At 70.0% G+C, this 13,171-nt stretch carries 12 protein-coding genes; 7 read left to right on the top strand and 5 right to left on the bottom strand.

Annotated elements, in window-relative coordinates; translation table 11 throughout:
* Window positions 1–179: 179 nt before the first annotated feature.
* The 3 genes from AC1PZ7_RS08030 to AC1PZ7_RS08040 form a co-directional block, all read right to left on the bottom strand.
* Window positions 180–572 (bottom strand): rhodanese-like domain-containing protein, encoded by a 393-nt coding sequence (locus tag AC1PZ7_RS08030; protein ID WP_482358949.1) that lies wholly within the window; start codon window positions 570–572, stop codon window positions 180–182.
* Window positions 573–577: 5 nt separating this feature from the next.
* Entirely contained in the window at window positions 578–1,885 is a 1,308-nt protein-coding gene (gene ispG / locus AC1PZ7_RS08035; protein WP_482358950.1) for a flavodoxin-dependent (E)-4-hydroxy-3-methylbut-2-enyl-diphosphate synthase, read from the bottom strand.
* A 112-nt stretch (window positions 1,886–1,997) separates the two neighbouring features.
* Window positions 1,998–2,573 carry a Fur family transcriptional regulator gene (locus tag AC1PZ7_RS08040; RefSeq protein ID WP_482358951.1) on the bottom strand — a complete coding sequence of 192 codons (576 nt, stop codon included), beginning with the start codon at window positions 2,571–2,573 and terminating at the stop codon, window positions 1,998–2,000.
* A gap of 393 nt (window positions 2,574–2,966) precedes the next feature.
* On the opposite strand from AC1PZ7_RS08040, the gene AC1PZ7_RS08045 reads away from it, so the two are divergent.
* From AC1PZ7_RS08045 to AC1PZ7_RS08060, 4 genes are all read left to right on the top strand, one after another.
* Window positions 2,967–3,212 (top strand): hypothetical protein, encoded by a 246-nt coding sequence (locus tag AC1PZ7_RS08045; protein WP_482358952.1) that lies wholly within the window; start codon window positions 2,967–2,969, stop codon window positions 3,210–3,212.
* 137 nt (window positions 3,213–3,349) lie between these two features.
* On the top strand, window positions 3,350–4,132 hold the full coding sequence (locus AC1PZ7_RS08050; RefSeq protein WP_482358953.1) for a 3-hydroxybutyrate dehydrogenase: 783 nt from the start codon (window positions 3,350–3,352) through the stop codon (window positions 4,130–4,132).
* A gap of 19 nt (window positions 4,133–4,151) precedes the next feature.
* Window positions 4,152–5,426: a patatin-like phospholipase family protein gene (locus tag AC1PZ7_RS08055; protein ID WP_482358954.1), complete on the top strand. Its 1,275-nt coding sequence runs from the start codon at window positions 4,152–4,154 to the stop codon at window positions 5,424–5,426.
* 104 nt (window positions 5,427–5,530) lie between these two features.
* A complete protein-coding gene (locus AC1PZ7_RS08060; RefSeq protein ID WP_482358955.1) occupies window positions 5,531–6,298 on the top strand; it encodes an RluA family pseudouridine synthase in 768 nt (255 codons plus the stop codon).
* Here the strand turns inward: AC1PZ7_RS08060 and AC1PZ7_RS08065 are convergent.
* Window positions 6,273–7,244: a glucokinase gene (locus tag AC1PZ7_RS08065; protein WP_482358956.1), complete on the bottom strand. Its 972-nt coding sequence runs from the start codon at window positions 7,242–7,244 to the stop codon at window positions 6,273–6,275. The two genes, AC1PZ7_RS08060 and AC1PZ7_RS08065, sit on opposite strands and share 26 nt — an antisense overlap.
* 156 nt (window positions 7,245–7,400) lie before the next feature.
* Between AC1PZ7_RS08065 and AC1PZ7_RS08070 the strand changes: the two genes are divergently transcribed.
* The 3 genes from AC1PZ7_RS08070 (at window position 7,401) to purH (ending at window position 12,282) form a co-directional block, all read left to right on the top strand.
* Window positions 7,401–8,738 carry an RsmB/NOP family class I SAM-dependent RNA methyltransferase gene (locus tag AC1PZ7_RS08070; RefSeq protein ID WP_482358957.1) on the top strand — a complete coding sequence of 446 codons (1,338 nt, stop codon included), beginning with the start codon at window positions 7,401–7,403 and terminating at the stop codon, window positions 8,736–8,738.
* Window positions 8,739–8,848: 110 nt separating this feature from the next.
* Window positions 8,849–10,567, top strand: a complete 1,719-nt coding sequence (locus tag AC1PZ7_RS08075) for a heparinase II/III family protein (protein WP_482358958.1) — start codon at window positions 8,849–8,851, stop codon at window positions 10,565–10,567.
* A gap of 113 nt (window positions 10,568–10,680) precedes the next feature.
* Window positions 10,681–12,282, top strand: a complete 1,602-nt coding sequence (gene purH / locus AC1PZ7_RS08080; protein ID WP_482358959.1) for a bifunctional phosphoribosylaminoimidazolecarboxamide formyltransferase/IMP cyclohydrolase — start codon at window positions 10,681–10,683, stop codon at window positions 12,280–12,282.
* Between the two features lie 61 nt (window positions 12,283–12,343).
* On the opposite strand, the gene AC1PZ7_RS08085 is transcribed toward purH, so the two are convergent.
* Window positions 12,344–13,048: an OmpW/AlkL family protein gene (locus tag AC1PZ7_RS08085; protein WP_482358960.1), complete on the bottom strand. Its 705-nt coding sequence runs from the start codon at window positions 13,046–13,048 to the stop codon at window positions 12,344–12,346.
* Window positions 13,049–13,171 lie beyond the last annotated feature (123 nt).

The raw sequence follows: 13,171 nt of genomic DNA on the forward strand, positions 1-13,171 counted from the left end.
GGCGTGGGCGCAGAAGGGGGCGGAGGGCGGGGCCTTTCGCACGTCTCGCGCGGTTGTGTTCGGTCGATGGAGCTGTCGGCCTCTCCCGGAGGCCCATCCTTCGAGGCCCGGCGGTGCCGGGCACCTCAGGATGACGGCGATGGGGTGGGGGGACAAGCGTGTCCCAGCCTCGGCCGGCCTTAGCGTCGCGGCAGGTTCTCCACCGCGCCGCCCGCCGCCTTCCAGGCGGTGAAGCCGCCCTTGAGGTGGCAGACTTTCTCCAGCCCCATGTCCTGCGCCGTCCTGGTGGCCAGCGCCGAGCGCCAGCCGCTGGCGCAGAAGAACACGAAGCGCTTGTCTTCCTGGAACACCGGCTTGGCGTAGGGGCTTTCCGGGTCGATCCAGAATTCCAGCATGCCGCGCGGGCACGAGAAGGCGCCGGGAATCGAGCCCTCGCGCTCGCGTTCGCGCGGGTCGCGCAAATCCACGAAGACCACGTCGTCGCGACCGTCGAGCATGGCGGCTTCGGCGGGGTCGATGGCCGTGATCTCGGCCTCGGCCTCGGCGAGAAGCTGCTTGTAGCCCTTCTTCATCGCCCTCACTCCGCCGCGTCGACGCCTTCGGCCGTCGCCCGGGCGCCGCCGACGCCGAAGCGCTGCGCCACATAATCCTCGACGATCTTCTTGAAGTCCTCGCGCAGGCTCGGGCCGCGCAGCGTCATCGCCTTCTTGCCGTCGAGATAGACCGGCGCGGTGGGGAACTCGCCGGTGCCGGGCAGCGAGATACCGATATCGGCGTGCTTGCTCTCGCCCGGGCCGTTCACGATGCAGCCCATCACCGCGACGTTCAGCGTCTCGACGCCGGGATAGTGCTTCTTCCATTCCGGCATGGAGGTGCGGATGAAGTCCTGCACCTCGAAGGCGAGCTCCTGGAAGGTGGTGGAGGTGGTGCGCCCGCAGCCAGGGCAGGCGGCGACCAGCGGCACGAAGGTGCGCAGGCCCATCGTCTGCAGCATTTCCTGCGCCACCGTCACCTCGCGGGTGCGGTCGCCATTCGGCTCGGGGGTCAGCGACACGCGGATGGTGTCGCCGATGCCTTGTTGCAGCAGGACTCCCATGGCGGTCGACGAGGCGACGATACCCTTGGAGCCCATGCCCGCCTCGGTGAGGCCGAGATGCAGCGCGTAGTCGGCGCGACGCGCCAGCTCGGCGTAGACGGTGATCAGGTCCTGCACCGCCGAGACCTTGGCGGACAGGATGATCTTGGTCCTGGGCAGGCCGATCTCCTCGGCCAGCGCCGCCGAGAGCAGGGCCGAGCGCACCAGCGCCTCGCGGGTGACGGCGCGGGCGTTCGCCGGACGCGGCAGCTTGGCGTTCTCGTCCATCAGCGCGGTGAGCAGATCGTCGTCGAGCGAGCCCCAATTGGCGCCGATGCGCACCGGCTTGTCGTGGCGGATCGCCGCCTCGACGATGGTGGTGAAGTGCCGGTCGCGCTTCTCGCCGAAGCCGACATTGCCGGGATTGATGCGGTACTTGTCGAGCGCGGCGGCGCACTCGGGATACTTCGTCAGCAGCAGGTGGCCATTGTAATGGAAGTCGCCGACGAGGGGGGTGTCGAGCCCCATCCTGAGCAGGCGCTCCTTGATGTCCGGCACGGCGGCGGCGGATTCGTCGCGATCCACCGTGATGCGCACGATCTCGGAGCCGGCGCGGGCAAGCTGGGCGATCTGCCGGGCGGTGCCCTCGGCGTCCGCCGTGTCGGTATTGGTCATGGACTGCACGACCACCGGCGCTGCGCCGCCGACGGTGACGTTGCCGACGCGCACGGCGATGGTCTGCCGGCGCGGCGCGGGGCCGGCGGCTTCCAGCTCGGGGGCGACGATGGGGGCGGCGGAAGGGGCGTCCATGGCGATCACAGTCCGGCGGCGCGCCGGCCCGTCGGGGCCAGCCGTGTCAGGTCTTCGTGGCGATCCTGCTGCAGGCAGGCGAGCAAGGGGTTAAGCCTGCATCCGGCGGCCGTCAACGGGAGGTCCCGGCGCGGGTCGGGGCGGCCTCGGTGTGCCCGGACTGGATTGCCTCCGCCTCGGCTTCCACGCCTGTGGCGGCGCGGCAGCGGGCGCAGGTGCCGGCGATCTCGATCACCGGCGTGCGCGGGGTGAAGCCGGCGGCGCGCGTCGCCCAGGCGAGGTCGCGCCCGATGGCGTGCGAGGCGACTTCCGAGGTGACACCGCATTTCTCGCAGATGAGGAACACGATCACATCGTCGTCACCATGGTCGCGCCCGCAGACGAGATAGGCGTTGCGGCTCTCGATGCGGTGGGCGAGGCCCTCCGACACCAGGAAGTCGAGCGCGCGATAGACCGACATCGGCGGCGGCTTCTCGCCGCTGACACCGAGGCGTTCCACCAGCTCGTAGGCGCCGAGCGGGGTGTGGCTGTCGGCCAGTTCCTCCAGCACGCGGCGGCGCAGCGGCGTGAGGCGCGCGCCGCGCCGGGCGCAGCGTTCCTCGAAGCGCGCGATCGCGCCCGCCACGCAGGCGGCGTGATCGTGGTCGGGCTCGTGCGCGCCCTCCAGGGTGGGTCGGGAAAACAGCATGTGGCCAATATAACCCTTCGCCGCTCCCGGCGCCATGCGGCCGGGGCCATCCGGGCGCGGTCGGGGACGGTTCCCTGAGCCTCCGGAGGGCTGCGTCGACAGGGAGGCGAATTAGGTGCGATGGCACCTTGTGACCCCGAGGCAGGGCGGGCAGGATATGGCGGGCTGGGTAGCCCATTGGGGGATTCCATGCGGTCGTTCAAACTACTTCTCGTCGCGGCGCTCGCCTTGCCTTTGGCAGCGTGTTTCGAAGGCCCGACCGGGCCGGCCGGTCCGAAGGGAGAGGCTGGCGCGGCGGGGCCGTCCGGTCCGGCAGGCGTGGCCGGTCCGGCCGGTCCCGCGGGTCCTTCCGGTCCCGCAGGTCCTGCCGGTGCCGCTGGCACTGCGGGCGCCGTGGGTCCTGCAGGTCCGGCCGGCACTCCGGCCTCGGCGCAGATCGCGGTGCGCAACGTCGCGTGTCCGTCGGCGGGCTGCACCAGCAGTTGCGAGGACGGTGAAGCGCTGATCGGCGGCTATTGCGTCAACACCGAGCGCGGCTTCCAGCACATCGCCTCCTTCGCGGCGGAGGGTGGCAAGACGGTGGTTGCCTGCGAGCATCCGGTGAAGGAAGTCGTTGCGGTCTGCCTCAAGCAGCCGTGACCGCACCCTGTTGCGCCTGCCGATTTTGCAGCGCAAGGTCGACAGCGCAGGTGCAGTGACGCCACCGTCACAGCCCCGGGTTAAACGTCGGCGAGCGGCCACTGGCCGCCCGTCTTTCATCGAATGGGGAACCGGACATGTCCTTGAAGGGGAAGAACGCCGTCATCACCGGCTCGACCAGCGGTATCGGTCTCGCCATCGCCCGCGCCTTGGCGGCCGAGGGAGTGAACGTTACGCTGAACGGCTTCGGCGATGCGGCGGCGATCGAGAAGGAGCGCTCCGGCATCGAGAGCGAGTTCGGCGTCAAGGCGATCTATTCCGCCGCCGACCTCACCAAGGGTTCGGAGTGCGCGGCCCTCGTCAAGTTCGCCGAGGACACACTCGGTTCGGTCGACATCCTCGTCAACAATGCCGGCGTGCAGCATGTGGCGCCGGTCGAGGAATTCCCGGACGACAAGTGGGACCTCATCATCGCGCTGAACCTTTCCGCCGCCTTCCACGCCATCAAGGCCGCGGTGCCGGGCATGAAGGCGCGCAAATGGGGGCGCATCATCAATACCGCCTCCGCCCACGCGCTGGTCGCCTCGCCCTTCAAGTCGGCCTATGTCTCGGCCAAGCACGGCATCGCCGGCCTGACCAAGACCATCGCGCTCGAGACCGCCACCTTCGGCATCACCGTCAACGCCATCTGCCCCGGCTATGTATGGACGCCGCTGGTGGAAAAGCAGATCCCGGATACCGCCAAGGCGCGCGGCATCACGGAGCAGCAGGTGAAGGACTTCCTGTTGGCCGAGCAGCCGACCAAGGAGTTCGTCACCGTCGACCAGGTCGCCGCGCTGGCCGTGTTCCTGGCGGGCGACAGTGCCCGGTCGATCACCGGCTCGATGCAGCAGATCGACGGCGGCTGGGTCGCCGAATAACTCCAGGAGTTTGAGAAGAGTGGCCGAAAGCCCGAAAACGCCCCGCCCGAAATCACCCCGTGCGGCGTCGCCCAAGCGTGGCGGCACCAAGGTGGCGTCCGCCGAGCCCGTGACCGACGTGGCGCCCGGAACCGCGGTGGAAGCGGCGGCCGGCGCGCTCGCCACGCCGACGGGCAAGGGCGAGGTGAAGCCCGAGACCCTTCACGCTGAGCCTACCCTTCACGCTGAGCCTGCCGTCCAAGCGGACAAGTCGTCCGGTCCGGTGCTCAAGCCGATCAACCTCGCCCTGCAGGGTGGCGGCGCCCACGGCGCCTTCACCTGGGGCGTGCTCGACCGGTTGCTGGAAGACGGGCGCATCTCCATCGAGGGCATCTCCGGCACCAGCGCCGGCGCGATGAACGCGGCGGTGCTGGCGACCGGGCTGGCGCGCGGCGGCAATGAGGGCGGACGCGAGGCGCTGACCCGCTACTGGCGCGCCGTGTCCAAGGACGGACGCACCAGCCCGCTGCAGCGCACCCTGCTCGACCGGCTGATGGGCAACTGGTCGCTCAACTCCAATCCGAGCTACATCGCCTTCGACGTGATGAGCCGGTTCCTGTCGCCCTACGACTTCAATCCGCTCAACATCAATCCGCTGATGGAGCTGATCGAGGAACATGTCGATTTCGCCGCGCTGCAGTCGTGCAATCATGTCCACGTCTTCATCAGCGCGACCAACGTGCACACCGGCAAGGTGCGGGTGTTCGCCAAGCATGAGCTGACCGCGCAGGCGATCATGGCCTCGGCCTGCCTGCCCTTCATGTTCCAGGCGGTGGAGATCGACGGCGTTCCCTATTGGGACGGCGGCTATATGGGCAATCCGGCGCTGTTTCCCTTCTACAACGCGGTGAAGACCGACGACATTCTGCTGGTGCAGATCAACCCGATCATCCGTCGCGAGACGCCGAAGACGGCGCGCGACATCAACAATCGGATGAACGAGATCACCTTCAACGCCTCGCTGCTGGCGCAGCTGCGCGCGGCCGAGTTCGTCACCCGCCTGCTCAAGCATGGCAACCTGAAGAAGAAGGGCAACGGCGTCGAGGGCTATCGCGATCTGCGCCTGCACCGCATCGACGGCGCGGAGAAGCTGATCGCGCTCGACGCCTCCACCAAGATGAACGCCGAGTGGGAGTTCCTGCTCTATCTGCACGCCATCGGTCGCGAGGTGGCGGACAACTTCCTCGAGAAGCACTTCGATTCCATCGGCGTACGCTCGACGCTCGACGTGCGCGAGGAACTGGAGAAGAGCTGACCCGCTCCCCATGGGCCTCGTTGGCCCCCAATAGGGCCCCTGTCGGGCGCCTCCTCGGCGCCCTGCCTCTCGACGCGCCGTCGCCTTTGTGGTGTGACGGCGCGATGAGCCCGACCGAGACCACTCCAGCCGACGCCCCGCTCGACATCGCCGCGCGCGTGCTCCACCGCGACGGGATGATGCTCGTCATCGACAAGCCGGCGGGTCTTGCGGTCCACAAGGGACCGAAGGGCGGCGAGACGCTGGCCGACCATCTCGACGCGCTGCGCTTCGGCCTGCCCAATGCACCGGAACTGGCGCACCGACTCGACAAGGACACCTCCGGCTGCCTGGTGCTCGGTCGCCATCGCAAGGCGCTGGCCGATCTCGGCAAGGCCTTTGCCGATGGTACGGTCGGCAAGACCTATATGGCGGTGGTACGCGGCGTTCCGGCCGAGCCGCGCGGGCGCATCGAGCTCAGGCTCTCCAAGCGCTCGCCGACGCGCGGCTGGTGGATGGCCGTCGATCCGAAGGGGCAGGAGGCGATCAGCGAATGGGCGCTGCTGGCGGCGGGCGAGGGCTTCGCCGTGCTGGCGCTCTCGCCGCTCACCGGGCGCACGCATCAATTGCGCGTGCATCTCGACGCCATCGGCCACCCGATCCTCGGCGACAGCATCTATGGCGGCGCCTCGCGCCTGCCGGGCGGGCCGATCCTGCACCTGCATTCGCGCCGCGTCGTGCTCCCCCAGCGCAAAGGACGCGAGCCGGTCGACGTGCGGGCGGGGCTGCCCGCCCATATGCGCGCGACGCTGGAGCGGGCGGGGCTCGACCCGGCGGCGCTGGAGGCGGCGGCCGATGCGGCCGACTTCACACCACGTGCAGGGTCGGCCTGAGGCTGCGGGCGAGCCGCGCGCCGAGCTGGCCGCAGCCGATCAGTCCCGGCGTCGGGTGCACGATGATGTGAACCGGCATGTTGACCAGGCGCGCCTCGAAGGGGGGGTGTTCCTCGAAGGCGGTGCGGAAGGGCGAATCGGCGACGAGCGGGGCGAGGCCGGCGGAGACGCCGCCGGCGAGGTAGACGCCGCCGCGCGCATTGGTGATCAGCGCGAGGTCGCCGGCGATGCGGCCGAACAGGCGCAGGAACACGTTGCAGGTCTCGCGCGCGGCGTCGTCGCCGCGTTTGGCGGCGGTGATCACTTCCTCCGGCGTCAGGGTCGCGCCGGAGAGGATGCGGTGGATGCGGGCAAGGCCCGAGCCCGACAGGGCGTGCTCCACCGCCACCGGCCCCAGCTCGCGCACCAGATGGCCGAGCAGCAGCGCCTCTTCCGCATCGGCGGCGCCGAGCCGTACGCGCCCGCCCTCGCCGGTGAGGACGTGACGGTTGCGGCCGAACTGCACCAGCATGGCCGAGCCGAAGCCGGTGCCGGGGCCGCAGACGAGAATGGGTGCCTTCGGTTCGGCGATGCCGCCGCCGACAGCGACGAGATCGTCCGGGCCGAGCGCCGGCACGCCATGGGCCAGCGCCTCGAAATCGTTCACCGCGGCGAATTTCTGCCAGCCGAAATGCCGGCGCATGTCGCGCTTGGTGAAGGACCAGTTGCGATTCGTCAGCTTCACCGTTTCGAGGTCCGTCGGCCCGGCTACCGCCAGCACGGCGCCGCCGACCGCCGTATGTGCGCTCGGGCCGCGCAGGGCGAGATCGGCCTCGATCATCTCCTTGAAGCCCGCGAAGTCATCGTTGCGGTGAATCTGGATGTCGTGCGGCACGCCGTCCACGCCGGCGAGGGCGAGGCGGGAGGAGGTTCCGCCGATGTCGGCGATGAGGATGAGATGGGGCATGATCCGGTCGCTGCAGGGACGGAGGCTCGGTGCGGGCATGGATAGGAACCAATCTCGTCCGCTTTCACAAGCCCTGGCCGGCGTTTCGGTTCAATCGGCGTTCCGCGCGTCGCGATAAGGTTGCCTTCGCGCGCCCCTCGGCCTAGTCCCATCGCGATGAACGATGCTCCGCACTCCTCCCGCCCGGCGAAGGCCGGCCCGCGCTCGCCGGATGCGCCCGGCCTCGGCCCGCGCCGCGCCGCCGCCGACGCCATCGATGTCGTGCTCGAGAAGGGCCGGCCGCTGGAAGAAGACCTCGACCGGCTGACGCGCGATCTCGACGAGCGCGACCGGGCGCTGGCGCGTATGATCGCGGCGACGGCGTTGCGGCGGCTCGGTAGTTTGCGGGCACTGCTGCGCGCGCTGCTGGAAAGGGGCGTGCCGGCGAAGGCGCGGCGGGTGGAGACGCTGCTGCTCGTCGGCGCCGCGCAGATCCTGTTCATGGACGTGCCGGACCACGCGGCGGTGGGCACCACGGTGACGCTGGTCGGCGAGACGCCGGCGACGGCGGGCTTCAAAGGCCTTGCAAATGCTGTACTTCGGCGGATCGCGCGGGAGGGGAGGGCGATCCTTCCCGACGTGCCGGACCAGCCGAGCTGGATGGTCGAGGGCTGGGTCGGCGCCTATGGCGCGGCGCAGGGCGAGGCGATCGCGCGGGCGCTCGCCAGCGAGGCCCCGCTCGATCTTACCGCGCGCCAAGATGCTGCCAATGTTGCGGAAAAGCTCGGCGGACGGTTGCTACCGACCGGCACCATCCGCCTCGTCGATGCCGGCAACGTCACCGCGCTGCCGGGCTTCGCCGAGGGCGAGTGGTGGGTGCAGGACGCGGCGGCGGCACTGCCGGCGCTGCTGCTACATCCTGCTGCAGGCATGACCATCGCCGATCTGTGCGCTGCACCCGGCGGCAAGACCGCGCAGCTCGCGGCGGCCGGGGCGCAGGTGGTGGCGCTCGACCGCTCCGGCCCGCGCCTGCGGCGGCTCCGGCAGAATCTCGAACGGCTGAACCTCACGGCCGAGATCGTCGAGGCGGACGCCACGAGCTGGCGCGGCGGGCCGTTCGACGGCGTGCTGATCGACGCGCCCTGCTCGGCGACGGGCACCATCCGCCGCCATCCCGATGTCGCCTGGACCAAGGCGCCGGGCGATATCGCCAGCCTCGCCGGGCTGCAGCGCCGCCTCCTCGCCCACGCCGCCGATCTGGTGAAGCCGGGCGGCGTGCTGGTCTATTCCACCTGCTCGCTGGAGCCGGAGGAGGGCGAGCGGCAGATCGAGGCGCTGCTGGAGCGGCGGAGCGATTTCGTGCGCGATCCGGTCACATCAGGCGAATGCGGCATCGCCGCCGCGTGGATCAACGCCGCCGGCGAGGTGCGCACGCTGCCCACGCACCTGCCGGACGAGGATCCGCGCTTCGCCGGCCTCGACGGCTTCTTCGCCGCGCGCCTGCGCCGGACATGAGGATCGGCCCGGCCGTGCCGGCCCGGCTGGACGTCGCCGGCTGCTCGTCTAAGCTCGCCGCATGGCAGAGCTGGTGATTCCCGGCGGCTTCGAGAGGGACTGAGGCGCTGATGACCCGCGACATCTACGCGGATCGCGCCCGTCTGGCGCTGTTCGCGATCGAAACCGGCTGGAGCAGCCTCGTGGCGCGCACGCTGGCGCACCCCTGGTTCCCCTGGCGCGCGGCATCCGTGCCGGTACCCTCGCGCCTGCTATTCGCGCCGCACGAATTGCGCACCGGCGATCCGGCCCGTGCCGGCGAGTTCTATGCCGGGCGCTACGCCTTCGCCGGCAAGCTGGTGCTCACCGAGGGCGCCTCGCCCTTCGAGATGGAGCCGCCCTCGGCGGAATGGGCGCGCGAGCTCTATTCCTTTGGCTGGCTGCGGCACCTGCAGGCCGCCGCCTCGCCCATTGCCCGGGCGCATGCGCGGGCGCTGGTCGGCGACTGGATCACCATGCGCGGCCACCGCCTGCCGCAGGCCTCCGTCCCCGAGGTCGCCGCCCGCCGGGTGATGAGCTGGCTGACGCAATCGCCGCTGATCCTGCAGGACGCCGATCCCGGCTTTCACCGCCGCTTCATCCGCAGCCTGACGGCGCAGGTGCGCTACATGAAGAGCGTCGGGCCGAATGCCGCCGACGGTCGGCCGCGTCTGGCCTGCGCGCTGGCGCTGGCGCTGGCCAGCCTGTGCATGGCCGACCAGACGCGGCTGATGCGCGCGGCGCAGAAGCGTCTCGTCGACGAGCTCGACCGGCAGATCCTCGGGGATGGCGGCCATGTGAGCCGCAATCCCGGCCTGCTGATTGACCTGCTGCTCGATCTGCTGCCGCTGCGCCAGTGCTACGGCGCCCGCCATGTGCCGCCGCCGCCGGCGCTGATGAACGCCATCGACCGCATGATGCCGATGCTGCGCTTCTTCCGCCATGCCGACGGTGCCTTCGCGCTGTTCAACGGCATGGGGCCGACGCCGGCCGACGGGCTCGCCACCGTGCTGGCCTATGACGACGCGCGCGGCCGCCCGGTGTCGAACGCACCCTATTCCGGCTACCAGCGCATGGAGGCGGGCGGCACGGTGGTGATCGCCGATACCGGCACGCCCCCGCCGATCTCGGTGAGCCTGGAGGCGCATGCCGGCTGCCTGTCCTTCGAGCTGTCCGCCGGCCGGCACCGCATCGTCGTCAATTGCGGCCTGCCGGCCACCGGGCGGGAGGAATGGCGTGCGGTGGCGCGGCAGACTGCCGCGCATTCGACCGCCGTGGTCGAGGACGCCTCGTCCTGCCGTTTCCTCTCCGGCGGGATCCTGGCGCGGCTGTGCGGCGCGCCGGTGCTCGGCGGGCCGGGCGAACTGCATGTCGACCGCGGCGAACGCGGCGGCGCCGACGTGCTGCGCGCGAGCCATGACGGCTATGCGCAGCGTTTCGGCATCGTTCACCAGCGCTCGCTGCGGCTGTCGACGGACGGCATGCGGCTCGATGGCGAGGACCTGTTCCGCGTCGCCCATGGCGAGGAGTTCTCCGCCGACCAGCCCGGCCGCTATGCCATCCGCTTCCACCTGCATCCCTCCGTCGAGCCCTCGCGCGCCTCGGACGGGCAGACCGTGATCCTGCGCATGCCGGACGGCGACGACTGGGCCTTCACCGCGCCGGACAGCACGGTGACGATCGAGGAGAGCATCTTCCTGGCCGGCGGCACCGGCCCGCGCCGGACCGAGCAACTGGTGATTTCCGGCATGGCGCGTCAGGTGCCGCGGGTCGAATGGACCTTCGTCCGGCTGAAGGCGCTGCGCGGCTGAGGGGGCGCCTGAGCGATGGGCAGGGCAGCCCCGCCGCGCGCGCCGGTTCACGCAGGGGCCGAGACGTGATAGGGCGGCGCCATTCCTCGCTGCAACGAACATTGGCCATTCCCATGCCCGCTGACGTCCGCCCCATCGCCCGCGCTTTGCTTTCGGTCTCCGACAAGACCGGCCTCGTGGCGTTCGCCCGGCGGCTCGCCGCCAAGGAGATCGAGCTGGTTTCCACCGGCGGCACCCGCAAGGCGCTGGCCGAGGCGGGGCTGAAGGTGCTCGACGTTGCCGATCTCACCGGCTTCCCCGAGATGATGGACGGGCGGGTGAAGACGCTGCACCCCGCCGTGCATGGCGGCATCCTCGCCATCCGCGACGACGCCGCCCACCGGGCCTCGATGGACGCGCACGGCATCGTCCCGATCGACCTCGTGGTGGTCAATCTCTACCCCTTCGAGGCGACGGTGGCGCGCGGCGCGGGCTATGACGACTGCGTCGAGAACATCGACATTGGCGGCCCGGCGATGATCCGCGCCGCCGCCAAGAACCACGCCGACGTGGCGGTGGTGGTCGATCCGTCGAGCTACGAGACGGTGCTGTCCGAGATCGAGCAGAAGGGCGGCACCACGCTCGCCACCCGCCGCAAGCTGGCGCAACTCGCCTATGCCCGCACCGCCACCTATGACGGGGCGATCGCCAGCTGGCTCGCCGAGGTCGAGGCGAAGGACAATGCCGAGGCGGCGGCGGAAAGCCGGGTGTTCGGTGGCCGCCTCGCCGAGGCGCTGCGCTATGGCGAGAACCCGCACCAGAGCGCCGCCTTCTATGTCGGCGGCCCGGCGCGGCCGGGCGTCGCCACGGCGCGCCAGCTGCAGGGCAAGGCGCTCTCCTACAACAACCTCAACGACACCGACGCGGCCTTCGAGGCGGTGGCCGAGTTCGACCCCGCCCGCGCGCCGGCGGTGGTGATCGTCAAGCATGCCAATCCCTGCGGCGTGGCCGAGGGCGCGACGCTGGTCGAGGCCTATCACAAGGCGCTGGCCTGCGACCCGACCTCGGCCTTCGGCGGCATCGTGGCGCTGAACCGCACGCTGGACGCCGACGCCGCCCGCGCCATCGTCGACATCTTCACCGAGGTGATCGTGGCGCCGGACGCGACGCCGGACGCCATCGCCATCGTCGGCGCCAAGAAGAACCTGCGCCTGCTCGTCACCGGCGGGCTGCCCGACCCCAAGGGGACCGGGCTGACGGTGAAGTCGCTGGCGGGCGGCTATCTCGTGCAGTCGCGCGACAATGCGGTGGTGGACGACATGGCGCTCAAGGTCGTCACCAAGCGCGCGCCGACGCCGAAGGAGCTGGCCGACCTCGCCTTCGCCTTCCGCGTGGTGAAGCATGTGAAGTCGAACGCCATCGTCTATGCCAAGGACCTCGCCACGGTCGGCATCGGCGCCGGGCAGATGAGCCGGGTCGATTCGGCGCGCATCGCCGCCCACAAGGCGCGCGACGCGGCGGCGGCCGGCGGCTTCGCGGAACCGCTGACGCGCGGCAGCGTGGTGGCCTCGGACGCGTTCTTTCCCTTCGCCGACGGGCTGATCACCGCCATCGAGGCCGGCGCCACCGCCGTCATCCAGCCGGGCGGCTCGATCCGCGACAATGACGTGATCGCGGCGGCGGATGCGGCGGGCATCGCCATGGTGTTCACCGGCGTGCGCCATTTCCGCCACTGAAGGCGCGACACGAAAAAGGGCCGGCGGATGCCGGCCCTTTGCACGTCCGTATGGCGGCGTATCAGAAGCGGTAGGTGACGCCGACGCCGACGATCCACGGGTCGAGATCGGCCTTGCCGGACAAGGCCTGGCCGGCGACGACGACGTCGAAATCGGGCTTGAGGAAGAGCTTCTTGACGTCGACGTTGAAGCCCCAGTGCTCGTCGAACATGTAGTCGAAGCCGGCCTGCAGCGCCCAGCCGAAGGTGTCGTGCACGTCGATCGAATCGGCCGAATAGGCCTTCTGGTCGAAGAAGAAGGTGTAGTTGATGCCCGCGCCGACATAGGGCTTGAAGGCGCCGAAATCGGTGAAGTGGTACTGCAGCGTCAGGGTCGGCGGCAGCAGCCATACCTCGGCGATCTTGTCGAGGCTGGAGATCGTGCCGGCGCCGTTGATGTCGTGCGGGGTGACGCCGAGAATCAGTTCGGCCGCCCAGTTCTTGGTGAAGTAGTAGGTGATGTCGAGCTCGGGCACGACCGAGTCGGAATAGTCGAGGTTCGAGCCGTTGACGCCGTGCACCGAGCCGCCGTCCTCGGGGATGACGCCGAGCAGGCGCAGGCGGATCTGCCAGGGGCTCTGCTCGACGACCGGTGCCGGCGCCTTGTAGACCGGCGATTGCGTGGCGATGTCCGCGGCCGTCGCCGTCTGGCTGAGAAGCGGAGAGCCCAGCATCAGAAGTGCGGCCAGCGTGGAGAATTTACGAAAGCTTGACCGATGTGTCGGCATGCCCAGACCCCTTGATTTTCTTGCCCTCGTGATCGGGCACGCGCCTATTGGTGGGGCGTCGGGGCGGGCATGAGCTTGATCGAGATCAAGGCTGGCATACTCTTGCGTTTATGTGACCAACAG

This window comes from Ancylobacter sp. TW_SC_1 (genome assembly GCF_056836805.1).